20 protein-coding genes are annotated in these 25,172 nt (G+C 67.4%); 5 read left to right on the forward strand and 15 right to left on the reverse strand.

Translation table 11 applies throughout. The features are described from left to right. Position 1 precedes the first annotated feature (1 nt). The 9 genes from G513_RS0117425 to G513_RS0117465 form a co-directional block, all read right to left on the reverse strand. Complete coding sequence (locus G513_RS0117425; protein ID WP_022978147.1) at positions 2-1,927, reverse strand: acetyl-CoA hydrolase/transferase C-terminal domain-containing protein; 1,926 nt, start codon at positions 1,925-1,927, stop codon at positions 2-4. Between the two features lie 15 nt (positions 1,928-1,942). Continuing rightward, positions 1,943-3,502, reverse strand: a complete 1,560-nt coding sequence (gene purH, locus G513_RS0117430; RefSeq protein WP_022978148.1) for a bifunctional phosphoribosylaminoimidazolecarboxamide formyltransferase/IMP cyclohydrolase — start codon at positions 3,500-3,502, stop codon at positions 1,943-1,945. A 56-nt stretch (positions 3,503-3,558) separates the two neighbouring features. Beyond that, positions 3,559-3,843: a helix-turn-helix domain-containing protein gene (locus tag G513_RS0117435; RefSeq protein WP_022978149.1), complete on the reverse strand. Its 285-nt coding sequence runs from the start codon at positions 3,841-3,843 to the stop codon at positions 3,559-3,561. A 104-nt stretch (positions 3,844-3,947) separates the two neighbouring features. Next, positions 3,948-4,841 (reverse strand): 50S ribosomal protein L11 methyltransferase, encoded by an 894-nt coding sequence (gene prmA / locus G513_RS0117440; protein ID WP_022978150.1) that lies wholly within the window; start codon positions 4,839-4,841, stop codon positions 3,948-3,950. A 1-nt stretch (position 4,842) separates the two neighbouring features. Then, positions 4,843-6,210, reverse strand: coding sequence for an acetyl-CoA carboxylase biotin carboxylase subunit (gene accC, locus G513_RS0117445; RefSeq protein WP_022978151.1), 1,368 nt, complete (start codon positions 6,208-6,210; stop codon positions 4,843-4,845). Positions 6,211-6,268: 58 nt separating this feature from the next. Continuing rightward, positions 6,269-6,766 (reverse strand): acetyl-CoA carboxylase biotin carboxyl carrier protein, encoded by a 498-nt coding sequence (accB, locus tag G513_RS0117450; RefSeq protein WP_028475694.1) that lies wholly within the window; start codon positions 6,764-6,766, stop codon positions 6,269-6,271. 18 nt (positions 6,767-6,784) lie between these two features. Next, a complete protein-coding gene (gene aroQ, locus G513_RS0117455) occupies positions 6,785-7,231 on the reverse strand; it encodes a type II 3-dehydroquinate dehydratase (protein ID WP_022978153.1) in 447 nt (148 codons plus the stop codon). Between the two features lie 169 nt (positions 7,232-7,400). Further along, on the reverse strand, positions 7,401-7,982 hold the full coding sequence (locus G513_RS25145; protein ID WP_022978154.1) for a TlpA family protein disulfide reductase: 582 nt from the start codon (positions 7,980-7,982) through the stop codon (positions 7,401-7,403). A 28-nt stretch (positions 7,983-8,010) separates the two neighbouring features. Further along, a complete protein-coding gene (locus tag G513_RS0117465) occupies positions 8,011-8,472 on the reverse strand; it encodes a protein-disulfide reductase DsbD domain-containing protein (RefSeq protein WP_022978155.1) in 462 nt (153 codons plus the stop codon). A 267-nt stretch (positions 8,473-8,739) separates the two neighbouring features. Between G513_RS0117465 and putA the strand changes: the two genes are divergently transcribed. The 4 genes from putA to G513_RS0117485 are packed head-to-tail and all read left to right on the forward strand — an operon-like array spanning position 8,740 to position 15,174. Continuing rightward, positions 8,740-11,922 (forward strand): bifunctional proline dehydrogenase/L-glutamate gamma-semialdehyde dehydrogenase PutA, encoded by a 3,183-nt coding sequence (gene putA / locus G513_RS0117470; RefSeq protein WP_022978156.1) that lies wholly within the window; start codon positions 8,740-8,742, stop codon positions 11,920-11,922. After that, positions 11,915-13,714, forward strand: a complete 1,800-nt coding sequence (locus G513_RS0117475; RefSeq protein WP_156891782.1) for a hypothetical protein — start codon at positions 11,915-11,917, stop codon at positions 13,712-13,714. The genes putA and G513_RS0117475 overlap by 8 nt, the downstream gene beginning before the upstream one ends. Positions 13,715-13,720: 6 nt before the next feature. Continuing rightward, positions 13,721-14,524 carry a fused MFS/spermidine synthase gene (locus G513_RS23850; protein WP_022978158.1) on the forward strand — a complete coding sequence of 268 codons (804 nt, stop codon included), beginning with the start codon at positions 13,721-13,723 and terminating at the stop codon, positions 14,522-14,524. A gap of 41 nt (positions 14,525-14,565) precedes the next feature. Next, complete coding sequence (locus tag G513_RS0117485) at positions 14,566-15,174, forward strand: glutathione S-transferase (RefSeq protein WP_028475696.1); 609 nt, start codon at positions 14,566-14,568, stop codon at positions 15,172-15,174. A 4-nt stretch (positions 15,175-15,178) separates the two neighbouring features. On the opposite strand, the gene G513_RS23855 is transcribed toward G513_RS0117485, so the two are convergent. After that, positions 15,179-16,591, reverse strand: coding sequence for an adenylate/guanylate cyclase domain-containing protein (locus tag G513_RS23855; protein ID WP_022978160.1), 1,413 nt, complete (start codon positions 16,589-16,591; stop codon positions 15,179-15,181). Between the two features lie 171 nt (positions 16,592-16,762). Between G513_RS23855 and G513_RS0117495 the strand changes: the two genes are divergently transcribed. Further along, positions 16,763-18,160 (forward strand): MATE family efflux transporter, encoded by a 1,398-nt coding sequence (locus G513_RS0117495; RefSeq protein WP_022978161.1) that lies wholly within the window; start codon positions 16,763-16,765, stop codon positions 18,158-18,160. Positions 18,161-18,177: 17 nt separating this feature from the next. Here the strand turns inward: G513_RS0117495 and G513_RS0117500 are convergent, their stop codons facing one another. The 5 genes from G513_RS0117500 to hflK all read right to left on the reverse strand — a co-directional run bounded on the left by G513_RS0117500 (position 18,178) and on the right by hflK (position 25,165). Then, on the reverse strand, positions 18,178-19,269 hold the full coding sequence (locus G513_RS0117500; protein WP_028475697.1) for an acetamidase/formamidase family protein: 1,092 nt from the start codon (positions 19,267-19,269) through the stop codon (positions 18,178-18,180). Positions 19,270-19,336: 67 nt separating this feature from the next. Beyond that, positions 19,337-21,253, reverse strand: a complete 1,917-nt coding sequence (locus tag G513_RS0117505) for a heavy metal translocating P-type ATPase (RefSeq protein ID WP_022978163.1) — start codon at positions 21,251-21,253, stop codon at positions 19,337-19,339. After that, positions 21,253-22,308, reverse strand: a complete 1,056-nt coding sequence (locus G513_RS0117510; RefSeq protein ID WP_022978164.1) for an SPFH domain-containing protein — start codon at positions 22,306-22,308, stop codon at positions 21,253-21,255. Before G513_RS0117510 ends, G513_RS0117505 begins: the two co-directional genes overlap by 1 nt. Then, the gene (gene hflC / locus G513_RS0117515; RefSeq protein ID WP_022978165.1) at positions 22,305-23,243 is read right to left on the reverse strand and encodes a protease modulator HflC; all 939 of its coding nucleotides are present in this window, start codon (positions 23,241-23,243) and stop codon (positions 22,305-22,307) included. The genes G513_RS0117510 and hflC overlap by 4 nt, the downstream gene beginning before the upstream one ends. After that, a complete protein-coding gene (gene hflK / locus G513_RS0117520) occupies positions 23,240-25,165 on the reverse strand; it encodes a protease modulator HflK (protein WP_022978166.1) in 1,926 nt (641 codons plus the stop codon). Before hflK ends, hflC begins: the two co-directional genes overlap by 4 nt. Positions 25,166-25,172: the final 7 nt, after the last annotated feature.

The raw sequence follows: 25,172 nt of genomic DNA on the forward strand, positions 1-25,172 counted from the left end.
GCTACAAGCGCCAGGCGGCGCGTACCAGTCGAGCGAGTCGTTGTTCCTTGCCTGAAGCCGGCGCGCTCAATTGCAGATGTTTCAAGGCTGCGGCGACCTCGGCCTGCTCGGCATCGGCCGGTGCCAGGAAGGCGACCAGCAATTGCGCGCGTCCTTTCCAGGTCGAAGCGGCGGTCTTGAGCTTGCCGAGCCTTGCGGCCAGTGCCAGTTCGGCATCGGTCAGATCATTGCCGAATGGCAGCTTCGGCAGCAGGCCGGATGTCTGGAACGGGGCCAGCGCCGCGGCGAGATGTTGCGGCAGGTTCTGCCGGCTGGCTTCGGGGACCTGATAGCTGCGCGGCAGCTTGCCGGCGCGCTGGGCCTGCTCTGCCAATTTCTCCTGCAGGCGGCTGTCGGCAATCGCCAGCAGGGCTTCGATGCATTCGCGGTCGGTCTTGCCGCGCAGGTCGGCAACGCCGTATTCGGTGATGACGATGTCGCGCTCGTGGCGGGCGATGGTCGCGTGCGGGAATTCCCAGACCAGATTCGATTCCAGCGGCTTGCCGTCGCTGCCCCCGCGCACCGACTTCAGCAGCAGGATCGAGCGCGCTTCGGGCAGCTGGTGCGACATCGCGACGAAATCGTGCTGGCCGCCGACACCGGACACCACCTGACCATTGCCGAGCTGATCGGAAATCGCCGCGCCAAGCAGCGTGACCTTCATCGTGATGTTGATGAAGCGCGCATGGCGGCGCTGGGCACGTTCCAGCGACCAGGTCTTGTAGACCGCGTTGACTTCATCGACGCCGGTCATGTCGACCAGGTCGCGGCGCTCCTCGTCCAAAGCCCGCAGGCGCCGGTAGAAATCGCCCGGGCCGATGAAGAACGCGCCCTGCAGCGCGGTGCCGCCGGTTGCGGGTTCCGCAGCGCTGCCGTCGTTGATCGTGGTTTGCAGCACCTCGTCCTCGAACACGCGGCGGCGCACGATGCCGTCCTCGAACAGGGCGAACAGCGGATTAGAGATCAGCTCGCTGGCGACGTAGAGGCCGCGTTCGAAGCGTCCGTCGCCGCCGACGCTGGCGATCATCGGGCTGCGGCCGATCGCGCTCAGCGCGCCTTGATAGCGGTCGTTGTCGCGCTCACGCAGACGCAAGGAGTGACAGGCTGCATCGCCGAGCGCGCCGATGCCGACCTGCAAGGTGCCGCCGTCAGCCACCAGGGCACTCGCGCGCAGGCCGATCGCCCACTCGGCAGTGCCGACCGGTTCGTGCGGCACCGCGAACGGCGCGTGATCGAGCGCGGGGTCATCGAGCAGCAGATCGAAACGGCTCTCGGCGATTTCCGCGTTATGGCCGAACCAGGGCAGCTGGCGATTGATCTGGCCGACGGCCAGCCAGTTCTTCGGGCCAGCTTCAAGCCCGCGCAGCAGCGGCAAGGTCACGTCCGGATTGCCGGACAGGCTCAGGCGCTGCCGGCCATCGCCGTCGACGCGCAGGGCGATCGCCTGGACCAGCAGATTGGCGCCGCGCACGAGCATGTCGCGCGCCACCTGCGTGTAATTGGTGCTGATGTAATCCTGCTGCGCGATCGGATTGCCGAGCTGGCTGGCTGCGCGCAGGTAGAACTCGATTACCCGGATGTTCGGTGGCAAGGCGCGGGCATCGACGGCGTCGAGATATTCGAGGCGCGGATAGTTCGGCCAGACCCGTTCGCGCACCGGCGCGAGGAAACGCTCTTCGAGTTCCGACTTGCCCTGCGGCGGATTCAGCGACAGCGCCGTGATGATGTCGAGCGAGATCGAAGTGTCCTGCTTCGCGCGCCGGAACAGCGCATTGAGCAAGGCGTTCGGCTTGCCGATGCCGAGCGGCGCACCGAGCACGATGCGCTTGCCGAGCCGCGCGAGAATCGCGTCGACACAAGCCTCGCAGTCGGTCAGGCGCTGGGTCATTTAGGTGAACAGACCTCAATGCCGGAAGTGACGAACCCCGGTGAACACCATCGCCATACCGGCTTCGTCGGCCGCGGCGATCACTTCGTTATCGCGCATCGAGCCACCCGGCTGGATCACCGCGACGATACCGGCTGCTGCGGCGGCATCGATGCCGTCACGGAACGGGAAGAAGGCATCGCTGGCCATCACCGAACCGGCGACCACCAGCTTCTCGTCGGCGGCCTTGATGCCGGCGATCTTCGCCGAGTAGACGCGGCTCATCTGACCGGCGCCGACGCCGATGGTCTGGCGATTCTTCGCGTAGACGATGGCGTTGGACTTCACGAACTTGGCGACCTTCCAGGCGAAGATCAGATCGTGCAGCTCGGCTTCGGTCGGCGCGCGCTTGGTGACGACCTTCAGCTCGGCTTCGGTGATCATCCGGTTGTCGGCGGTCTGGATCAGCAGGCCGGAGCCGACCCGCTTGGTGTCATGGCTGTTGCGGCCGTCGCCTTGCGGAATCACTAGCACGCGGACATTGGCCTTGGCTTTCAGCACCTCGAGCGCTTCCGGCGTGTAGCCGTAGGCGAGCAGCACTTCGACGAACTGGCGGCCGACGATGCTGGCGGCGGTCGCCGCATCGACTTCGCGGTTGAAGGCGATGATGCCGCCGAAGGCTGAAGTCGGATCGGTCTGGTAAGCGAGTTCGTAGGCCTTGCCGATACCGTCCAGGCTGACCGCGACACCGCAGGGATTGGCGTGCTTGACGATCACGCAGGCCGGCTTGACGAAGCTGCGCACGCATTCCCAGGCTGCATCGGCGTCGGCGATGTTGTTGTAGCTCAGCTCCTTGCCCTGCAGTTGCTGGAAGGTCGCGAGCGTGCCCGCCGCCGGATACAGGTCGCGATAGAACGCGGCCTGCTGATGCGGATTCTCGCCGTAGCGCAGGTCCATCACCTTCTCGAAGCAGCCATTGGCCTGCGCCGGGAATTCCGCGCGGCTGCCATCGGGCTGGATCGCCGACAGATAGTCGCTGATCGCGGCGTCGTAGGCGGCCACGCCGTTGAACGCGGCGACTGCGAGCTTGAAGCGCGTCGCCTTGCTGATGCCGCCGTCCTTGGCCAGTTCTTCGAGCAGGCCGGCGTACTGCGCCGGCTTGGTGACGACGGCGACGTCGGCATGATTCTTTGCCGCCGAGCGCAGCATCGCCGGGCCTCCGATGTCGATGTTCTCGATCGCTTCGTCGAACGTGTGGCCAGGCTTGGCGACGGTCGTCGAGAACGGATAGAGGTTCAGCACCAGGATATCGATCGGAGCGATGCCGTGTTCGGCCATCACCGCATCGTCGGTGCCGCGCCGGCCGAGCAGGCCGCCATGGATCTTCGGATGCAGGGTCTTGACCCGGCCATCCATCATTTCCGGGAAGCCGGTATGGGCCGACACTTCGGTGACCGCCACGCCCTGGTCGCGCAGCAACTTGAAGGTGCCACCGGTCGACAGCAGCTCGATACCGCGAGCGGCGAGGGCGGTCGCGAGTTCGACGATGCCGGACTTGTCGGAGACGGACAGCAGGGCGCGACGCGGGATCAGCATGGAGCACAACCTTCAGGCAGGCGCGACCGGACGGGCCGCAGGAAACGGTGGGAGTTTCAGCGGGTGCTGATGTTGTACTGGCTCAGCTTCTTGCGCAGCGTGGCGCGATTCAGGCCCAGCAGTTCGGCAGCACGCGACTGGTTGCCGTCGCAGTAATCGAGGGTGGCGCGCAGCAGCGGCGGCTCGACCTGTTCCAGCACGGTGTCATAGAGGTTCAGCGACTTCGGCGCATGACCGTTCAAGGTGCGGAAGTACGCGTCCATGCACTCGGCGACCGAGGTGCAGAGCGGCTTCGGCGGGAGCGTCTGGGTATCGACGTCTTGGGGTTTGTTCGAGGACATGACGCTCGGCCGCGATGGCCGTCACGACGGCGTCATCGTTTGTTCACAAAGGGGACGGGGATGATACCGACGGGCCCCGTTCGTCGGTAGCCCCGTTCGTCACATTACGGCGTTCGTTGAGCGGCGAGACGCGTGCCGCTGATGCGATTCCAGCCGTCGCGCTGGCCATCCTTCTCGAAGTCGAACCACGGCGCATAGGCTGCGCGCACTTCCTCGGCCTGCCGTTCGAGCAGACCGGCGAGCACGATACGGCCGCCGGATCGGGTCGCGGCTGCCAGCTTCGGCGCCAGTTCGATCAGCGGCCGGGCCAGGATGTTGGCGAGCACGATGTCGTACTGCTCGACCAGCACATGCTCGATGCCGGCGCAGGTGATGCGCTCGGCAACCTGATTGGTGTTGGCGTTGTCGAGCGTCGCGGTGATCGCCTGCGGGTCGATGTCGATCGCCAGCGCCGATACGGCGTCGAGCTTCAGCGCGGCGATCGCCAGCACGCCGGAGCCGCAGCCGTAGTCGAGCACGGTCTTGCCGGCGACTTCGTTCAGCGACAGCCAGTCGAGGCACATCGAGGTGCTGGGATGGGTGCCGGTGCCGAAGGCGAGGCCGGGGTCGAGATGGACGATGATCGCGTCGGAGGCCGTGACTTCCCGGCCAGTCGGGCAGATCCACAGCCGCTCGCCGAACTGCATGGCTTCGGCGTGATCGAGCCAGGCGCGTACCCAGTCACGATCTTCGACGGTCAGGATTTCGGTCTTGGCGCTGTCGCCATCTGGCAACTGCTCGGCGAGGGCAGCACGCACCACGTCGAGATCGGTGCCGGCCGTGAACAGACCCTTGGTGATCGTCGCCGGCCACAGCGGTGTTTCGCCGGGCAGCGGCTCGAGTACCGGAACGTCGGCGGCGTCGGTCATGGTCACCGACAGCGCGCCGCAGGCGGTGAAGATTTCTTCGGCGAACTCGGGGTAATGACTCGCGACCGCGAGTTCGATCCAGGTCGACACCTTAGTGCGCGTCGCCGGTGCCGCCCGCCGCCTTGTCGAGCATCGACGCCAGGTAGTGGATGTGATGCGTGCCGGCGCAGAAGGTTGGATCGTTGAGGATCATCTGCTGCAGCGGGATGTTGGTGACGATGCCTTCGACGATCATCTCGTCGAGCGCGGTGCGCATGCGGGCGATCGCACTTTCGCGCGTCGGACCATGGACGATCAGCTTGCCGATCATCGAATCGTAGTTCGGCGGCACGCGGTAGCCGGCGTAGACGTGGCTGTCCATGCGCACACCCGGGCCGCCGGGCGTATGCCACTTCGCAACGATGCCCGGGCTCGGCGTGAACTTGAACGGGTCTTCGGCGTTGATGCGGCACTCGATCGCATGGCCGGTGATCTTGATGTCTTCCTGCTTGAACGGCAGCGGCTCGCCGGCAGCGACCCGGATCTGCTGCACGATCAGATCGACGCCGGTGATCATCTCGGTCACCGGATGTTCGACCTGGATGCGGGTGTTCATCTCGATGAAGTAGAAGCGGCCGCCTTCGTAGAGGAACTCCATGGTGCCGGCGCCGCGGTAGCCGATGCGCTTGCAGGCGTCGGTGCACAGCTTGCCGATCTCGGCGCGCTGCTCGGGGCTGATGCCGGGAGCGGTCGCTTCCTCGATGACCTTCTGGTTGCGGCGCTGCATCGAGCAGTCGCGTTCGCCCAGGAACACGGCATTGCCATGCTCGTCGGCCAGCACCTGGATTTCGATATGGCGCGGCACTTCGAGGTATTTTTCGAGAAACACCGAGCCGTCCTTGAACGCCTGCAGCGCTTCCTGGCGAGCGATCTTGATCGAGCCGATCAGATCAGCCGGCTTGCGCACCACGTGCATGCCGCGGCCGCCACCACCGAAGGCTGCCTTGATCAATACCGGATAACCGACCTTCTCGGCGATCGCCAGGCACTCGTGCTCGTCGTCCGGCAGGATGCCGTCTGAGCCGGGCACGCAGGGCACGCCGGCGGAGATCATTTCCGCCTTCGCCGTGGTCTTGCCGCCCATCAGGCGAATGGTTTCCGAACGCGGGCCGATGAACACGAAGCCGCTGCGTTCGACGCTTTCGGCGAAGTCGGCGTTCTCGCTCAGGAAGCCGTAGCCGGGATGGATCGCGTCGGCCTGGGTCACCTCGGCGGCCGAGATGATCGCCGCCATGTTCAGGTAGCTCGAGGTCGCCGCAGGCGGACCGATGCAGACGGTTTCGTCGGCCAGTCGGACGTGCTTCAGGTCGCGATCGGCCGTGGAATGCACGGCGACCGTCTTGATGCCGAGTTCGCGACAGGCGCGCAGGATGCGCAGCGCGATTTCGCCTCGGTTGGCGATCAGGATTTTATTGAACATGAGCGCTTTTTTTACTGAGTAGTCCGGGCCATGGATGGCCCGGTCTTGGACAGGATGTTCACTCGATTATGAACATCGGCTGGTCGAATTCGACCGGCTTCTCGTTGTCGACAAGGATCTCGACGACGACGCCGCTCTTGTCGCTCTCGATCTGGTTGAGCATCTTCATCGCTTCGATGATGCACAGCGTCTGGCCGGCCTTGACCGTCTGGCCGACTTCGACAAACGCCTTCGCGCCCGGCGACGGCGTGCGGTAGAAAGTGCCGACCATCGGCGCCTTGACCACGTGGCGATTCTCGGAAACCTTCGCAGGCGGTGCGGCCGGAGCTTCGGCAGCAGCGGGCGCCGCAGCGATCGGTGCGGCGGCCACGCCGGACGAGGCGCTCGGCGCCGGCATCGCCATCTGTGGCGGCGCGTAGTACTGCGGCATCTGCTGCATGCCGCCGGTCGGATAACGCGAGATGCGAACCGATTCCTCACCCTCCTTGACTTCGAGCTCGGCAATGCCCGATTCCTCGACGAGGTCGATCAGCGTCTTGATCTTGCGCAAATCCATGGTGTTCTTGCTCCCCATTCAGTGGTGTGATGCCAGCCGCGCGTGGACGGCTTGCAGGGCGAGGTCGTAACCGATGGGCCCCAGGCCCACGATCACCCCCGCCGCGATGTCGGAAAAATACGAGTGATGCCGGAACGCTTCGCGGGCGTGCACGTTCGACAGGTGCACTTCGACGAAAGGAATTGCCACCCCGAGCAGCGCGTCGCGCAAGGCGATCGAGGTATGGGTGAAAGCGCCGAGGTTGGCGATGATGAACGCAACGCCTTCGGCTTTCGCGGCGTGGATGCGGTCGATCAGCAGGCCTTCCTGGTTGCGCTGGAAGCAGGCCAGCTCGTGGCCCAGTTCAGCAGCGCGGCGAGTCAGGCTGGATTCGATGTCAGCCAAGCTCGCTGCCCCATAGATCCCCGGCTCGCGGGTACCGAGCAGGTTCAGATTGGGGCCGTTCAGGAGCAGCAGTCGACTCACGCACGAGGCTCGTCAACAACAAGAGCCGCGATTCTGCACGAAGCCTGAGTTCCAGACAAACAAGAAAGCAAACAGCCGGCCGAAATACGCGACGATGGCCGCCGATCAGTCGACGTTGGGGGCAGATCGGCGAAAACGACTGTTCCGAAAGGCCTCGTTCAAGCCGGCCTCAATGGGGCAGGTACTTCTCGATCAGGCCGGCCAGTTCGACTTCCGAATACTCGCCGAGCTGGCGCTCGATGATCCGGCCATCCGGGGCGATGACCACCGAAAACGGCAGGCCGCCCTGATCGTTGCCGAGCGTTGACATCAGCTCGAGCATGTCTTCCGGCGTACCGACGGCAACCGGGTAATTGAACTTCAGTCCGGGTGCTGCGCGGCGCGCTTCTTCGACGTCATCCACTGCCGGGCCGATCAGCTGGAAGCCTTTTGCGCCATAGCGTTCCTGCATCTTCACCAGGATCGGAATCTCGTTCAGGCAGGGCCCGCACCAGGTCGCCCAGAAGTTGACGATCATCAACTTGCCCTTGTAGTCGTCGAGCGAATACTGGTGGCCTTCGAGATCGCTGAGCGCGATACCGGCCGGCAGGCTTTCGCTGGGCGCGGCTGCCGTGGTGCCGGGCTTTTGCGTCGACGGAGTGTCGCCATGCGCATGCTCTTCGCCGCCGTGCTGGAACTGGCTCAGTGCGTAACCGCCGGCTGCGGCCAGCAGGCAGGCGCCGATGACCAGGGCGGTGCTCAGTTTCGACATGGAATTAGGGGATTCTCGAAGGGTTCGATCAGGAAGCGGGGCTGACCGCGACGACGCGGCTCACCGGCGGATAGCAGACGCCCGCTTCGGCGCAGCCTTGCCAGCGCAGGCGCAATTGGGTCGGCACCGGCGCGCCGGCCTTCAGCGGCAGGCGCAGTTCGACGGCGGATTTGTAGATTTCGACATCGCCGAAATGCTCGTCATGCTCGGCAATTCCTTTCGGCAACTCTGGCTTGCCAAGGCTGACGCCGGCCTCGACCGCTTCGACGGCAATCCGCTGCCGATACAGGTAATAACCCGGTTCGATCAACCAGTTGACCAGGATCGCGTCCTTGTCACGGATCACCGACACCAGCCTGAACGCGGCATCGGCCGACAGCAGCGCATCGGCGCTGCCGGCCTGCGGCTTGCGGCTGAATTCGATCGCTGCCGCCGGCAGCGCGAAAGCGCAGGCGAGCAGCAGCGAAGCGAGTCGGGCGTGCAGCGTCATGGCGATAGGTTGGGGTTCAACGATTTCTGGTCAGGACAAGCCGTGCTGTGCGCGGACGAAACCTTTCGGCCAGCCCATACGGCCAGGCCGGCAAGCCCTGGACGATGTTGACCACCGCGCTTCGGAGAAGTTCGTCACGCCGGGCGGGGAGCATAATTGTCGCCACCGTCCTTGTGTTGTTCGCCTCCGCCTCCCGTGCAGCACTGATCCTGCCCGTCGCCGATGGTGACTCGCGACAACCCGGCCTCAAGAACCCGAATCCCTGCCATGAACGCGCCCGAAACCTTGCCCGCTTTCATCTTCGATACACCGCCGCCGGCCCGCAGCTCGCTGCGCGCGGCGATCGCCGAGCTGTACCTCGCCGACGAAACCGCCATCGTCAATCGCCTGCTGGCGATTGCCGAACTGCCGGCCGAGCGCGCCGCACAGGTCGTGGTCACCGCGGCCGACTGGGTGCGCCGCGTGCGCAAGCTGAAAGCCACCCAGAGCGCCCTCGACTGCTTCATGCGCGAGTACGACCTGTCGTCCGACGAAGGCGTGCTGCTGATGTGTCTCGCCGAAGCGCTGCTGCGCATTCCCGATGACGAGACGGCCGAAAAGCTCATTGCCGACAAGCTCGCCGATGCCGACTGGGAAACCCACCTCGGTCACAGCGAATCGCTGTTCGTCAACGCCAGCACCTGGGGCTTGATGCTGACCGGCCGCATCGTCCGCGCGCCGGCCGATACCGCCGGTTCGTTCAAGGCGGCGTGGTCGCGGCTGGTCAATCGTTCCACCGAACCGGTGGTGCGCCTCGCCATCCGTTCGGCGATGCGGATGATGGGCAGCCAGTTCGTCATGGGCCGCAGCATCCATGAAGCGCTGGAAGCGGCGCAGACCAAGGAGCAGCGCCCTTACCGGCATTCCTACGACATGCTCGGCGAAGCGGCGCTGACCGCGGCCGATGCCGATCGTTACCTGGCCTCGTATCTCGATGCGATCACCGCGATCGGCCATGCCGCGCGCGGCATCCACGGGGGCGTCGAAGCGCGGCCCGGCATCTCGGTGAAGCTATCGGCGCTGCATCCGCGCTACGAGCACGCCAAGCGCAGCCGGGTGCTCGCCGAGTTGACGCCGCGCCTGCTGCTGCTGGCGCAATCGGCGCGCGCTTCCGGCATCAGCCTGTGCATCGATGCCGAGGAAGCCGATCGCCTGTCCCTGTCGCTGGATCTGTTCGAGTGCGTCTATCGCGATGCTTCGTTGAGCCATTGGGACGGCCTGGGTCTGGCCGTGCAGGGTTTCCAGAAGCGGGCGATCGCGGTCATCGAATGGCTGGAAGCGCTGGGCCGCGAAGTCGGCCGGAGAATCCCGGTGCGGCTGGTCAAGGGCGCCTACTGGGATACCGAGGTGAAGCGCGCCCAGGAAGCCGGGCTCGCCGGTTATCCGGTGTTCACCCGCAAGGCCAATACCGATGTCGCCTATCTGGCCTGCGCGCGGCGCCTGCTGGCGGCGCGCGATGTCTTCTATCCGCAGCTCGCCACCCACAACGCGCACACCGTTGCGGCAATGAAGGCCTATGCCTGCGAGTCGGCGATCGGCGGCATGACCGGCTTCGAGTTCCAGCGCCTGCACGGCATGGGCGAAGCGCTGTACGACGTGGTACGCGAAGACTGCGCCGTGCCCTGCCGGGTCTACTCGCCCGTCGGCAGTCATGCTGATCTGCTGCCGTATCTGGTTCGCCGGCTGCTCGAGAACGGCGCCAACACCTCGTTCGTCAATCGCATCTTCGACGAGAACATCGCCGCCGAGCAGCTGGTCGCCGATCCGGTGGCCATGGTCCGCGCGCTGGCCGTGAAGCCGAATCCGGGCCTGCCGCTGCCGGCCGAACTCTATGGCGCGGCGCGGCGCAATTCCGCCGGCCTGAATCTGGCCGACGAAACCTGCGCCTGCGCGCTGGCCCGCGATCTGCAGAGCGCCGAGGCGCTGACCCGCGTCGCCTCGCTGTGCTACGACGGCTCGGCCACCACCGGCACGCCGCAGACCTTGCGAAAGCCGGCCGATCGCCGGGTCGCGCTCGGCGAATGGCTGGCCTTCGATCCCGCCGCTGCCGGCGATGTCGTCGCCGCGGCCGTCGGCTCGGCCGAGCGCTGGAATGCGATTCCGGTCGAGAGCCGCGCTGCGATTCTTGATCGCGCTGCCGATCGCCTCGAAGCGGCACGGCCGCTGTTCCTGCGCCTGCTGATCGAGGAAGCCGGCAAGACCTTGAGCGATGCCCAGGCCGAGGTCCGCGAGGCTGCCGATTTCCTGCGCTATTACGCCGCCGCTGCGCGCCGTCTGCTGGCCCATCCGGAAACCCTGGCCGGGCCGACTGGCGAGCACAACGAACTGCAGCTGCACGGCCGTGGCGTGTTCGTCTGCATCAGCCCCTGGAATTTCCCGCTGGCGATCTTCACGGGCCAGATCGCGGCGGCGCTGGTCGCCGGCAATCCGGTGATCGCCAAGCCGGCCGAACAGACGCCGATGATCGCCACCGCGATGGCGCAGCTGCTGCGCGAGGCCGGCGTGCCGAGCTACGTGTTCCAGTGCGTGCTCGGCGATGGTGCCGTCGGCGCGGCGCTGATCGCAGCAGCCGGTGTTGCCGGCGTCGCCTTCACCGGCTCCAGCGAAGTCGCGCGGCTGATCAATCGCCAGCTGGCGATGCGCGATGGCCCGATCGCCACGCTGGTCGCCGAGACCGGCGGCCAGAACGTGATGATTGCTGACTCCTCCTCGCTGCCGGAGCAGGTGGTCAAAGACGCGCTCGCGTCGGCCTTCGGCTCGGCCGGCCAGCGCTGCTCGGCGCTGCGGGTGCTGTATCTGCAGGACGACATCGCCGACAAGACCCTCTCGATGCTCAAGGGCGCGATGCAGGAACTGACGATCGGCGATCCGGCACTGCTGGCAACCGATATCGGTCCGGTGATCGATGAAGCGGCGCGCAACAAGCTCGAAGCCCATGCCGCCGCGATCAGCCAGAGCGGCAAGCTGATCGAGCGCCTGAGCCTGCCGGAGCACTGCGCACACGGCAGTTTCGTGGCGCCGCTGGCGGTCGAGATCAGCGGCATCGAAGCCCTCAGCGAAGAGCACTTCGGGCCGATCCTGCACGTGGCGCGGTTCTCGTCGCGGCGGCTCGATGCGGTGGTCGATGCGATCAACGCATCCGGCTACGGCCTGACCCTGGGCATCCACAGCCGCATCGAAAGCACCTGGCGGCGTGTGCAGTCGCGGGCCAAGGTCGGCAATGTCTACATCAACCGCAGCATGACCGGCGCGGTGGTCGGCGTGCAGCCCTTCGGTGGCGAAGGCCTGTCCGGCACCGGCCCGAAAGCCGGTGGCCCGCATTACCTGCTGCGCTTCGTCACCGAGCGGACCCTGACCATCAACACGGCGGCCGTCGGCGGCAACGCGCGGCTGCTGTCGCAGAGTGGCTAGCTTGCGAGCGGGTTTGAAGGCGGCGAGTGGTGGTGGCGTGCCAGGCGAGAATCGCTCGCTGATGGCGCGGCTGCCGGTGCGCATCCTGCTGACCGTGCTGGTCCTGATCGCGATGCCGACGCTGGTATTGCCGGACCTGTTCACCACGCTGTCGCTCGGGATCGAGCGCGATGCGCAGCGGGGTTACGTGGTGACCAAGGTCACCGAGTTGCCGCTGCCGCCGCCGCTGCAGGTGGGTGACGTGATCGATCTGCCGGCGATGACGATGGAAGCGCGAGCGGCGCTGGTCGGCGCCAACAATCTGCCCCTGGGTCTGCAGTTCGAGGTTGCCGTGCGGCGCGATGGTCAGCCGCTGACCGCAATGGTGGAAGCGGTGCCGGACCGTACCCACTTCGGCGCCATCGCTGCGCGCTCGGCGCTGCCGATCTCGTTCGCGCTGCTGGCGCTGTTCCTGCTGACGCTCTGGCGCGGCCGTGATTGGGCCGCCTGGGGGCTGTGCCTGTTCGCGTTCGGCATCTTCATGCAGAACCTGCTGCAGAACTCGCCGTTGCCGGTGATGGCGGGGCTCGGCGCCAGTGTCCTCGGGCGCATCGTCAACTTCGTGGTGACCTTGCCGGGGCTGTATCTGGCGGCAGAAGCGCTGGCCGGTGCCGGTCTGTCGCCACGGCTACGGCGCGGCCTGCGCATCGCTTTCACCGTGCCGATCGCGCTGGCTCTGGTCGTCAGCCTGACGCGCATCAGCCTGGTGGTTTTCTCCGGCATCGCGCCGCTGGTGCTGATGTCCGACTGGAACATCGTGCTCAGCCTGTTGCCGGTGGCGCTGCCGCTGATCGTGCTGGCGGCCGGTTATCGCCGCAGCGAGCCGGCGCTGCGCCTGCGCATCCGCTGGGTGTTCTGGAGTCTCGGTCTGCTGTTTCTGGCCATCGTGCTGCAGAGCGGCCGGCCGGAGCATCGCATCTGGATGCTGCTGCTGAACTCGGCCCTGCTGACCTTCAGCATCGCCGCGCTGCTCTACGGCGTGCTGCGCCATCGGCTGGTCGATGTCTCGTTCGTCGTCGATCGCACCCTGGTCTACGGCTTGACCACCGGTCTCGTGGTCGGCGTGTTCGCGCTGCTGGAGCAGCTGATCGAGCGGCTGGCGATCGGCACCGATACCAGCGTGCTGCTGCAGGCCGGCGTGACCCTGGTGGTGGCGCTGCTGCTGAACAGAGTGCATCGCCGAGTCGAGGATCTGGTCGATCGCCTGCTGTTCCGCGATCAGCACCGCAGCACCGAACTGCTGCGCGAATTCGGCCAGCAGTGCTCGGCGGTCGAAAGCAGCGAGCGTCTGCTGCCACTGGCGGTGGAGCGGATCGTTGCCGCGATCGGCGATGCCGGTGTCGCGATCTACGAGCGGGCCGGGGCCGGCTATATCCAGCTCGTGTCCGGCGGCAGCGCCGGCTTGCCGGCGACGGTCGATGTCGATGACGCGGTATTTCTCGCGCTGCGCAGCAGCCGGCAGCCGGTGCCGCTCAGCACCGGCACCAGCGCCAGCGCACTCGGCCAGGATGGCTGGGCGTTTCCGATGAGCCTGCACGGCGAGATTTCCGGCGCGCTGGTCTGCCTGCCGCCACCGGGCGCGCAGTTCGCGCCCGATCAGCGCGCCGCGCTGGCCCATCTCGCCCATGAACTGAGCGTGGCCCGCCATCTGCTGCGCGCTCGTGCCTATGCCGGCTTCGTCACCGCGGTGGCCGCCGGTGAACTCGATGCGCCGGGTGATCGTGCGCGGCAGCTGCTCGGCCTTCGGACCTGATCCTCGATGTCGGAAGCCCCCTTGTCGACGATTCCCTCCGGCGAGCCTTCGGTCGTCGATGACGGCCTCTATCGCCGCCTGTATTTCGGTCCGGACTACATCCAGAGCGAGATGAGCCTCAGCAATCCGACCGTGCTCCAGCTCGCCTACACGCGGCGGATGATGGCGGCGCTGCTGTTCCTGCCACGGCCCAAGCACATCGTCATCGTCGGCCTCGGCGGAGGTTCGCTGACCAAGTTCTGCCACCACCATCTGCCACGCACGCGGATCACCACCCTGGAGATCGATGCCCGGGTGATCGCGCTGGCCGGCGAGTTCCAGGTGCCGGCCGACGAGCCGCGCTCGCGCATCGTCCACGCCGAAGCCTGCGAGTGGTTCGCGAACACCGACGAGCGCTTCGATCTGGTGCTGCTCGACGGTTACAGCGAAACCGGCATCGCCAGCGGCTTCGGCAGCCCCGAGTTCTACGCCAGCATCCGCGCGCGGCTGCGGCCGGGAGGCCTGCTGGTCGCGAACATCCTGGTCACCACCGAGGCGCTGCGCCGCTACAAGCGGGTGATCGCCGACGTCTTCGACGGCCGGACCATCGTCCAGCGCGTGGTGCCCGACGGCAACACCGTGATCTTCGCGTTCCAGGCGCTGGCGACGCCGCCGGACTGGTTGGCGATCGGTCGCGACGCGAAGAAGCTGGAGTCGCGCCTGGGCCTGGATTTTCCGGCCTATGCCCGCGCGATGCGCCGGGCCTACGAACGCACGCCGGCCGAAGCCGAAGCACTGGCGGTGCGCGATGAACCGCTGAATCTGCTGTGAACCCGACGACCGAGGGCGACACGATGTCGATGAGCCTGTCCATGAAATTGCTCTACTCCGCTGCGTCGCCGTACGCCCGCAAAGTGCGCGTGCTGGCTCACGAACTGGGCCTGAGCGACGAGATCGAAGTGGTGACCGCCGCAGTCTCGCCGATCGAAACCAACACCGACGTTGCCGCGCGCAATCCGCTCGCCAAGGTGCCGACCCTGAACCTGGCCGATGGCACCGCGCTGTACGACAGCCGGGTGATCTGCGATTACCTGATGACTCTCAAGCCGGCCCAGCCGATGCAGCCGGCCACCGGCGCCGAGCGTTGGGCGGTGCAGTGCCGCCATGCGCTGGCCGACGGCATTCTCGATGCCGCGCTGCTGGCTCGTTACGAGGAAGCGCTGCGCCCGGCCGAACTGCGCTGGCCGGCCTGGCAGGCGGGGCAGGAGGACAAGATCCTGCGCGGCATCGCCCAGCTGGAAAGCGAAACCGCTGCTTTCGGCGAAGCACCGCGCATCGACACCATCGCCGTCGCCTGCGCGCTCGGGTATCTCGATCTGCGTTTCGGCCGGCTGGCCTGGCGCGAGCAGGCGCCGAAGCTCGCGGCATTCTATGAAGGCTTTGCGGCGCGGCCGTCGATGCAGACGACCAAGCCGGGCTGAAGGCTCAGCGCAGCCGCGAGCGCAGCCGTTCGCGCAGACCGGGCGCCTCGGTCTCTTCGCCGGTCTCGGGCTCGTCGACGGCGTACAGCGGCCACTTGCTCGGCACACCTTTCAGCGTGTGCACGCCGCGCTCGCTGAACTCGAAACGGCCGCCGATCAGCACGTCGCGCACGGTGCGTGACACCAGCACTTCGCCGGCTTCGGCATAGCCGAGCACGCGGGCGCCGATGTGCACGGCCATGCCGCCGATGCGGCCTTCCTCGCGCAGCTCGATCTCGCCGATGTGCAGGCCGGTGCGGATCTCGATCTTCAGCGCGTCCATCGCTGGATGCAGCGCGCGAGCGCAGTCGATCGCCTTGCCGGGAGTGCCGAAGGTTGCCAGGGTGCCGTCACCGGCGGCATCGACCAATCGGCCGCCGTAGCTGCTGATCGCGTCGCGGACGATGCGATCGTGCTGGTCGAGCTTTTCCCGCCAGGCCGCATCGCCGAGCTTGGCGAGCTGCTTGGTCGAATCGACGATGTCGGTGAACAGCAGGGTCGCCAGCACCCGCTCGGGCACTTGCAGCGGCTTCTGGCCGGTGACGAATTCCTCGATCGCCGCGACGATCTCGTCGGTGCCTTCCCAGATCATGTCGGCGTCGCGGCCGGGAATCTCCAGATAGCGCCCGCCCGGTGCGTGCTCGGCGATGTAGCGGCTCTGCACGGCCGGGAAGATCGCCAGATCGCGGCGGCCCAGCGACAGCAGCGGCACCTTGATGGTCGGCAGCAGGTGGCGGGCATCGAGCTTCGCCGAAATCTGCAGGTTCTCGACCACCGCGCGCGGTGAAGCCATCGCCCGGTGCAGCTTGGTGTACCACTTGAGCGCGGCCGGATTGTCGGCCTGGCTGGGATCGAAGGTCGCCGCGAATTCGGTGCGGCCCCAGCCCTGGGCAACCATCTCGATCAGCGCATCGCCGACCGCCTGCGGGTGACCTTCGGGGTAGTCCGGGCGCTGCGCGAAGCAGGCGCTGGTGAACACGAAGAGCAAGCCCGACACCCGTGCCGGATAGCGGGCGTAGAACTCCAGCAGCAGCGGGCCGGCGTCGATGGTACCGAGCAGCACCGCCTGTTCCGAGCCGGCGGCATCGAGCACGGCGAGCAGATCCTCGATCCAGTGATCGACCATCGTGCCGCCATCGAGCGGCCGCGGATCGGACAGGCCGCAGCCACGTCGATCGAAGCGGATCAGCCGCGAGAAACCGGCGACCCGACGCATCCAGCGCGCCGAGCTTGGCTCTTCCCAGAAGATGTCGAGATGGCTCCAGACGCCGGTGGTCAGCACCAGATCACGCGCGGTCACGCCCGGCGGCGGGCCGAGCAGTTGGTAGGCAACGCGGTCGTCGCCGCGCGGGGCGAACTGGGTGTCGGGCTGGTCCAAGACGAAGTGGAAGGCGATGGGACCTGGACATGATGCACGGCGCCTGCGGCGCTGTCCTGACAGCACTTCCGTCGGGGCGGATGGAAGCGCCGGGCGGTCGGGCGCACACTGTGCGGCTTCGCGCAGTGCCTTGCAGGGCCGCGCTAGCCACAGATTTACGGATTCCTGACGATGTTGTCTCTCTTCTCGCCGGCGTTTCGCGCCGAAGTCACCGCCAACCTGCGCCTGGCGCTGCCGCTGATCGCCGCCCAGATCGCCGCCGTCGGCATGGGTACGGTCGATACCATCTACGCCGGCCGGCTCGGCCCGCAGCCGCTGGCTGCGGTGGCCGTGGCGGTCAACGTCTACAACCTGTTCCTGATCTTTTTCATGGGCCTGCTGATGGCCTGCGCGCCGATCGCCGCGCAGCTCTATGGCGCCCAGCGGCCGCAGGCCGAACTCGGCGCTTTCCTGCGCCGGTCGCGGCGCTTCGCGCTGATCGTCGGGGTGATCTGGACCTTGTTGCTGAATCTGGTCGGCCCGCTGATGCTGAAGGCGCTCGGCTTGTCGGCGGCGACCACGGCGGATGCGATCGAATTCCTGCGCTGGTATTCCGGTGTCGGCCTGATGACGGCGCTCTGGTTCGCGCTGCGTTTCGGCGCCGAAGGCCTGGGCCAGGTGCGGCCGATCGTCATCGCTGCCTTGATCGGTCCGGCCGCCAACGCACTGTTCGGCTGGCTGCTGTTGTTCGGGCCGTTCGGGCTGCCGACGTTCGGCATCAAGGGCCTGGGCCTGGCCTCGACGCTGGCGACCACCTTGATGGCCGCCGTGCTCGCCTGGCAGTACCGCCGGGTGCCGGCGCTGCGCGCGACCTGGGTCGCCGATGCCGCGACCGGACAGTTGGCGACCGGTGAAGGCGCGCGCGACATCCTCAAGCTCGGCCTGCCGATCGCCGCGATCATCACGGCGGAGGGTGGCTTGTTCGTGCTCACCGCGTTGCTGATGGCGCGCTTCGGCGAAGGCACCGTCGCGGCCTATCAGATCGCGATCAATTTCTCGTCGCTGGTGTTCATGATTCCGCTCGGCGTGGCGATGGCGACGACGGTGCGCGTCGGCCATGCCGCCGGTGCCGGTGACTTTGCGGCGGCGCGCAGCCGTGGCTACACCGGCGTGGCGCTCGGCGGGCTCAATGCCGCGTCGAACGCCGCGATCATGCTGCTGTTCAGCGGCCTGATCGTCGCCTTCTATACCGACGACACGGCGATCGCGATGCAGGCCGCCGGCTTCCTGTGGCTGGCGGCGGCGTTCCAGTTGTTCGACGGCCTGCAGGCCACCGCCAACGGCGCGCTGCGTGGCTTGAAGGACACCCGCATGCCGATGCTGCTGACGATGCTGTCGTACTGGGCGATCGGCATGCCGGTGGCCTGGTGGCTGGCGTTCCGCGCCGGCCTCGGCCCGGATGGCATGTGGTGGGGCCTGACCGCGGGGCTCGGCATGGCTGCGCTCGGCCTGTCGCTGCGCTTCCGGCACAAGGCCGGCAAGCTGGTTCGACGGGCCGGTGCATCGACATCCCGGCCGGTCGAAACCTGAGGCCCCTTACTGACTGGCTATTTGCTCGACCAGAAGCGGCTCTTGTCGTTGACGAAGATCTTCTTCGGAATCATCGAGTGGATGCCCTGGGTGCCGTCGACGACTTGGGTGACGCGGAAATCCACACCGATGCTCGACAAGGTGAAGGCGCGCTTGAACTCCATTCCCTTCAGATCGAACAGATAGCTGTTGGTCTGACGGATCGCCATCTGCATCGCCTTGTCGAGCACCGGGTCAAGGCCGAAGGCCATCCAGTGCGTGGTGCTTTCGGCGCGCGGCGCAGTCAGCTTCATGCCCTTGTGCAGGATGAACTGCAGGATCGCGGTGTTGGCGGTTTCCATCGCGGTGACGGTGACCTCGCCGTCGCCCTGTCCGGCATGCGAATCGCCTGTGTAGAACAGGCCGCCAGGATGGAACACCGGCAGGAACAGCGAGGTGCCGCCGACCAGTTCCTTGCAGTCGAGATTCCCGCCGAACACGCCGGGCGGGCCGCTGCGGCGGTTCGGGCCATCTTCGGCCGGCGGCTGCACGCCCATCACGCCCATGAACGGGCCGAGCGGAATCTCGATGCCCGGCTCGTAGACGCCAACCTTGCGCGCCAGATCGAGCTTGACGGTGTGCGAATACATCTCCGGCACTTCATCGGGAATGCCGCCGCGGCCCGGCCGGGTCGACACCGTCGCATACGGAATGCGCGGCTCCACCGACAGGATGCGGATCTCGATCGCATCGCCGGGCATCGCACCTTCGATGGCGATCGGCCCGACCAGGATATGGCCACCGTCGATGCCGGCCTGGCGCGGCGTTTCCTTCAGCACGCGCGCGGTTTCGGTCATCGCCGCGGCCTGTTCGGCGGTCAGGCTGATGCCTTCTTCCTTGGCCCAGACCAGCGGGTCCTTGTCCTGCCAGCGCTGGCCGCCGCCGCCGTCGATGCGCACGGTGGCGCCGGACTTCACGGTGAGGATCGGTTTCTTCTCGATCGGGAAATTGCCGATCGCGACGTTCTCCGGCCGTAGCTTGAGATAGTGCTCGTAGGCCGGTGCGGCAAAGGCCGAAAGCGCCGTGCTGCTGAGAACGGCCAGCAACGCCGTGGAAGCCAATGCCCGCATGATCTGCTCCGGATGAGGTCGAAAGTCGTCGGTGACACTCCCTCGGACGGCTGTCCGCAGCGTCCCCCTACGTAGCGCCGGCCTTCGCCGAGCTTGTGACTCGGGGGAGCGGCTCGTGGAAGCGCAGCAGCCGCCCGGCATTGGCCAGCACCAGCAGGCTGCTGAGGTTGTGCAGGATCGCCGCGATCATCGCGCCGGCCGCGCCGAGCAGGCCGAAAGCTGCAGCAGCGACGATCGCCAGGGTCCAGGCCAGGCCGAGGACGACGTTGACGAACAAGGTGCGCCGGCACAGGCGGCTCAAGCGGATGCAGGTGCCGAGGCGGCGCAGATCGCTGCCGATCAGCACGATGTCCGCCGAGGCCAGCGCGATGTCGGCACCGCCGGCACCCATCGCCACGCCGACCACGCCAGCCTTCAAGGCCAGCGAATCGTTGATGCCGTCGCCAACCACCATCGGCCGGAAGCCGGCGCCGATCTCGGTAGTGACGCGGACCAGCTTGTCCTCCGGCAGTGCCTCGGCCTGCACCTCGGCGATGCCAACGTCCTCGGCCACGGCATGGGCGACGCTGCTCCGGTCGCCGGTCAGCAGCAGCTGGCGGCCAAGGCCGAGCCGGCGCAGATCGGCCAGCGCTTCGGCGGCTTCCGGGCGCAGGGTGTCGGCAAGCAGCAGCCAGGCGAGGAAGCGGCCTTCGAGCGCGATGCCGGCGATCGGCCCGTCATGCGCCGGTACCCGCGTGGTCGTGATGCCGTGCTGCTCGAACAGCTCCGGCCGGCCGAGCAGCACTTCGCCTTTTGCACTGTTGGCGATTACACCGAGGCCGGGGCGCTCGCGAATCTCGTCCAGCGGCAACAGGGCTTCGGTCGGAACCTGGCGCGCCAGCGCCCGGCTGACCGGATGGCTGCTGACGGCACCTAGGCTCGCGGCCAGCAGCAAGGCTTCTTCGCGCGTGCCGCCATCGGCAAGTTGCAGCGTCTGCAGACGCAGGCTGCCGAAGGTCAGCGTGCCGGTCTTGTCGACGATCAGCGAACGGGTGTCGGCCAGTTCCTCGAGGAAGGCCGAGCCACGGATGAGGATGCCGTGACGCGCCGCCACCGCGATGCCGGCGATCGCCGTTGCCGGTGCCGCCAGCGCCAGCGCGCAAGGGCAGGCGGCAACCAGTACCGCAAGCATCGCCTGCGGGTTCTGGGTGGTGAAGTAGGTGACCGCGGCGATCAGCAGCACCAGCACCAGGTACTGGCTGGCGTGGCGTTCGAGCAGGCGCGTGATCGGCGGCTTCGAGCGCTCGGCGCGCTGCATCAGGCCGATCACCTTGCCGAGCGTCGATTCGGCACCGGTGCGGGTGATGACGATGCGCAGGCGGCCGTCGAGATTGATCGCGCCGCCGAACACGTCGACGCCGGCAAGCGCTTCCACCGGCAGCGACTCGCCGGTGATCGGCGCGGTGTCGAGACTGGCGCGGCCTTCCAGCACCCGGCCATCAGCCGGCACCCGGTCACCGGCACGCACCTCCACCTGATCGCCGGGCTTCAGCTCGGCGTTGTCGACTTCGCGCAGGCTGCCGTCGGCGCTGATCAGCCGCGCGCTGCTGCGGGTCAGCTTGCCGAGCGCTTCGATCGCTTCCTGCGAGCCGATGACGCTGCGCTCCTCGAGCACGTGGCCGAAGATCATCACGATCGGCAGCAGCACCGCGGTGATCAGGTCGCCGACTGCCCAGGCGCCTAGCATCGCCAGCGCGATCAGCAGATCGGTGATGCCGTGCAGATCGGGGTGACGCAGGCTGTGCCAGGCCGCGCGCAGCACCGGCACGCCGACCAGCAGTGCTGCCGCACCGAGGATCAGCTGACCGACGCCGGCCTGGCTCGGCGCCAGCCCGTTCCAGGCCAGGCCGAGCCCGAACAGACCGAGCGCGGTCATCGCCAGGCTCAGCTGGCGCGCTGCACTGCGCTGTTCGTCCTGGCTCAGTGCCGGTGCGGCGCTGCTCATCATTCGGTACCGGACAGGATCAGCCGAGCGTCGTCGCGCGGATCGACCGTGGTCACCGAGCCGGCCTTGGCCAGCACCACCTTGATCCGCTCGCGATAGACGCGCTGGAGCAGGCCGGGGTCGACGCCGTCGCGCATCGACTGGGCCAGCTGCTGCACGGCGGCGGTATCGCTCTGCGCCTTGGCCAGCCGCTCGGCGGCCGTCGCTTCGGAGCCCTGCAGCAGGCGATCGGCCGCCTGATTCGCCTGCTGCACGCTCCAGGCCGCGTCACTGCGTGCTTCGGCGACATTGCGCTCGGCCTGCTGGCTGGCGGTCAGCACGGCGTTGAAGGCGCCGACCGTGGCCGGTGGCAGCGAGGACTGCACGTCGACCCGCGCGATCTCGATGCCGAGCCCGATGCCAGCCTGCTTGAGGCTCGCCAGCCGGGCATTGATGCTCTGCAGCAGCTCGCCGCGCAGCCGCTCGCGCTGTTCGGCCGCGGCGCTGTTGGCGCCATCGGCGACCAGCTCAGGCCGCGCGACCAGGATGGTGTCGAGATCGCGCGCGGCGCAGGCGGCGAGCGCAGTGCGGGTCACCAGACGATCGAGGGCCGGCAGCAGATGCTCGCGTTGCAAGGCGTAATCGCGCGGCTCGGTGACCTTGTAGAACACCCGCAGATCCATCTGGACGATGCCGGCGTCGCCGGTCAGCAGATAGCCGGAGCCGGCGAGAGCATCGTTCAAGGGTGCGGCTTCGTCATCGTCCTCGGAGGACATCTCGGCAGCGCGCGCGGCGGCCGAGCGGGCCAGCCCGGTGACGCGATGCTCAAGCACGCTTTCCGCCGAGGGCAGCAGCAACACGCGCTCGAACGGCGGCGGCCAGGCCAGCAGCAGGCCGGCGTTCTGCACCCGGTCGAGCGTGCCCATGCGGACGACCAACGCCGCGTTCTGCGGGCCGACCTGGGCGATGTTCGAGGTCGCCCAGCGCAGCGCGACCAGGGCGGTCACCGCATACAAGGCGATGAACGCGAAGCGCCCGGCCTGCAGCCACGGGCTCGGACTGGGATCGCTGCTCACTTGGCCATGTCCGGCGGCCCGTCGACCAGCGCGCGGAACGGCGCGGCATCGGTGCGCAGGATCAGCCGGGTGCCCGGATTGACCAGTGTTCCGAGCGTATCGAGCGAGCGCAGCAGCTTGTACAGCTGCGGCGCACCGGCGTAGGCGCGGCCGTAGATGCCGGCTGACTGCACGCGCGATTCGGCTTCGATCTGCGCCGCCTTGACCGTCGCATCGGCCTGGATGATTCGCGCATCGCGCTCGGCGGCGGAGCGGATTTCGGCGGCCTGGCGCTTGCCGATTGCGGTGCGTTCGGTGGCGATGGTGTCGCGCTCGGCGCGCATGCGGTCAACGGTCGCCGCCAGGGTGACACTGGGCAAGGTCAGGCGTTCGATGCCGACCTGCACCACTTTCAGCCCGTAGGACTTGAGCAGCGATTGCTCGATCTGCGCGCCGAGCCGGGCCTCGAAATCGGCGATCTGCACTTTCGAGGCATCGGTGTTGATCAGCTGCGACAGCTCGAAGCCGCTGGCCGTGGTCTCGAGTGCCGAGCCGACGAAAGTGCGGATCTGTCGCGCCGCTTCATCCGGCTGGTTCTGCACCGCGCGCATGAACCGCTGCACGCTGGCCGCATCAGGCTCGACCTGCCAGGCGACATAGGCCTGGATGATGATCCGCAGGCCATCACGGGTGCCGGCGTCCTGCAGGCCGCTGGAGGTGGTGCGCAGTCGCAAGTCGACCGGAATCGCCGTCTCGAATGGTGCCGGCAGCCGCCAGGCCAGGCCCGGCGCCAGCAGCACGCGGGCCGGATTGCCGAAGCGGGTGACCACGGTCGCTTCGCCGGCCCGCACCTGCACCAGGCTCGCGGTGGCGACGGCGAAGGCGACCAGCACGGCGGCGATCAGCAGCCGGCGGCGCGGCAGTCGCGCGATGTCTGGGCGGTGAAGTTCGGTCATGGCGTCGCGGTGTCCGCTGGCGGCGCGTAACGCCGCAGGTCGAGGGTCGGTGCGGAAGCGCCGCTGCCGATGCGGTGATCGAGCAGCACCAGCTTCGCGTCCCTGAGGCCTGCGCTCAGTTGGCCGAGATACTGCTCGAGCACGAAGGCATTGCCGGCCGCCTGATAGGCGCTCTGTTCGGCGGCGAAGCGCAGTTGCGCGGCTTCGGCGGCGGACATCGTTTCGCGGGCGATGGCATTGGCCTTGTCGGTGGCGATCGAGGCTTGCAACTGGGCGTCGTTGATTTCTTCCGCGGCCCGGCCGCGCTCACGGGCGATCGCCGCCTGCGCCTTGATCAGTGAAGCCTGCACGCCGTGATAGGCGTTAGCCGCGCCGGACGGCGGATGAATCTGTTCGATCAAGGTCGCGAGGATTTCCACGCCACTGCCGAGCGCATCGAGATCGGCCTGCACGCGGCGGCCGACATCGCGGGCCAGCGCGTCGCGCTTTTCGCTGAGCACACCATCGAGCGTGCGCGAAGCGAAATCCTCGACCAGCACGCGGCCGGCGGTGTTGCGGATCAGGGTCGGCAGGTCGGCGCTGTTGTAGGTCGCCGCCATCGCCGCGTCGTCGCCGAGACCGATGCGGTAGATGAAGCGCACGTCCATGTTGATCACCTGGAAGCTTTGCTTGTCACCGGCGAGGCCGGCGATCACCTGGCCGTTCTCGCTTTCGTGGGCGGCGTCCCAGAGGCGGTTCGCGGAGTCCGGCGCCAGGCCTTCGGCATCGCTGGTATCGGGCGCTTCGTCGTCTTCGATCACCGTGCTGATCGCGTGGATGCTGCCGTTCTCGACCGCGCGCAGCCGCCCGAACGGCCAAGGCAGGCCGGCATGCAGACCGGGGCCTAGCACTTCCACCGGCTTGCCGAAGCGTTCGTAGATGCCGCGGCCGTCGATTGCGATTTCGCGGATGCCGGTCATCAGCCAGCCGACCAGCAGCACCGCGCCGAGCACCGGCAGCAGCGCGCGGCGCATGTAGCCGAAGGCCCAGTTCTGGCGCAGGTCGATGCCGAAGCGCTGCTGCAACTCGTCCTGCAGATTGGCCAGTGGCCGCGGCGGCCATTGCAGCTGCCGGGCGAAGTAGCTGTCTGCAAGCGGGCTCGGTTCTTCACTCGCCGGCCGGCGAGTGAACAGTGACAGCAGCGCGCGCAGTGCGAATTCCGCCGCCACTGCGGCCGGCTGCAGGCCGGCCAGCACCGCGAGCCGTGCCGGCCAGAAGCTGTCGGCGCGGCTGAAGAACAGGCAGGCGGCGGCGAGGCTCAGAGTCAGCAGCGGCAGCCGGACCAGCCGCGCGAGGCGTGCCGCTTCCGGAGATTCCACAGTGGCGAGATTGGCGAACCAGCGCTCCAGCACCAGCAGGCCGAAGACCATCAGCAGCAGCGCGCCGCCGGCGGCATAAGCGAACTGCCCGAGCACGAGGCCGGGCAGGGCAAGGTTCCAGGTGCGGATCACCGTTGCCAGCGGCAGCAGTGCGAACAGCGCCAGCAGCGATGCTCGACCGCCATCGCTGCGCAGCAGCTGGATGAGCGCGCGGGCTGCGTTGCGCAGCGTCCACAGAACATGCCGATAACGCGGCGCATCGGCCGGAAGTTTGTCTGCGGTTGCTGGCGGCGGCTCGAGAGCCGCGGCACGCCAGCCAGCCACTGAACGTGCAGACAGCAAGCCCAGCGCCAGCAACCACAAGGAGGCGCCGACCGCCGCGCATAGCGGCGCCAGCAGCGAGCCTTGAACCGCCGGCCAGAACCAGGCGGCCAGCATCGCCGCGAGACCTGGCCCGCCTAGCCAGAACGCCTGGATCAGCAGCCTGCGCGCCTGTAGCGCAGCCAGCCGGAAGCGCGGCAGCGCCGTGAGGTCGAGTCCGTCGCTGTGCAGATCGACAGGCATCGCCTGC

The sequence above is a fragment of the Nevskia ramosa DSM 11499 genome, from assembly GCF_000420645.1.
In the GTDB taxonomy this organism is placed as follows: domain Bacteria; phylum Pseudomonadota; class Gammaproteobacteria; order Nevskiales; family Nevskiaceae; genus Nevskia; species Nevskia ramosa.

Excerpts from the sequence above, each read along its gene's own strand:
- G513_RS0117425 (WP_022978147.1), bottom strand. The coding sequence starts at position 1,927 with ATGACCCAGCGCCTGACCGACTGCGAGGCTTGTGTCGACGCGATTCTC.
- purH (WP_022978148.1), bottom strand. The coding sequence starts at position 3,502 with ATGCTGATCCCGCGTCGCGCCCTGCTGTCCGTCTCCGACAAGTCCGGC.
- G513_RS0117435 (WP_022978149.1), bottom strand. The coding sequence starts at position 3,843 with ATGTCCTCGAACAAACCCCAAGACGTCGATACCCAGACGCTCCCGCCG.
- accC (WP_022978151.1), bottom strand. The coding sequence starts at position 6,210 with ATGTTCAATAAAATCCTGATCGCCAACCGAGGCGAAATCGCGCTGCGC.
- accB (WP_028475694.1), bottom strand. The coding sequence starts at position 6,766 with ATGGATTTGCGCAAGATCAAGACGCTGATCGACCTCGTCGAGGAATCG.
- G513_RS25145 (WP_022978154.1), bottom strand. The coding sequence starts at position 7,982 with ATGTCGAAACTGAGCACCGCCCTGGTCATCGGCGCCTGCCTGCTGGCC.
- G513_RS0117465 (WP_022978155.1), bottom strand. The coding sequence starts at position 8,472 with ATGACGCTGCACGCCCGACTCGCTTCGCTGCTGCTCGCCTGCGCTTTC.
- putA (WP_022978156.1), top strand. The coding sequence starts at position 8,740 with ATGAACGCGCCCGAAACCTTGCCCGCTTTCATCTTCGATACACCGCCG.
- G513_RS23850 (WP_022978158.1), top strand. The coding sequence starts at position 13,721 with ATGTCGGAAGCCCCCTTGTCGACGATTCCCTCCGGCGAGCCTTCGGTC.
- G513_RS0117485 (WP_028475696.1), top strand. The coding sequence starts at position 14,566 with ATGAAATTGCTCTACTCCGCTGCGTCGCCGTACGCCCGCAAAGTGCGC.
- G513_RS0117495 (WP_022978161.1), top strand. The coding sequence starts at position 16,763 with ATGTTGTCTCTCTTCTCGCCGGCGTTTCGCGCCGAAGTCACCGCCAAC.
- G513_RS0117500 (WP_028475697.1), bottom strand. The coding sequence starts at position 19,269 with ATGCGGGCATTGGCTTCCACGGCGTTGCTGGCCGTTCTCAGCAGCACG.
- G513_RS0117505 (WP_022978163.1), bottom strand. The coding sequence starts at position 21,253 with ATGAGCAGCGCCGCACCGGCACTGAGCCAGGACGAACAGCGCAGTGCA.
- hflC (WP_022978165.1), bottom strand. The coding sequence starts at position 23,243 with ATGACCGAACTTCACCGCCCAGACATCGCGCGACTGCCGCGCCGCCGG.
- hflK (WP_022978166.1), bottom strand. The coding sequence starts at position 25,165 with ATGCCTGTCGATCTGCACAGCGACGGACTCGACCTCACGGCGCTGCCG.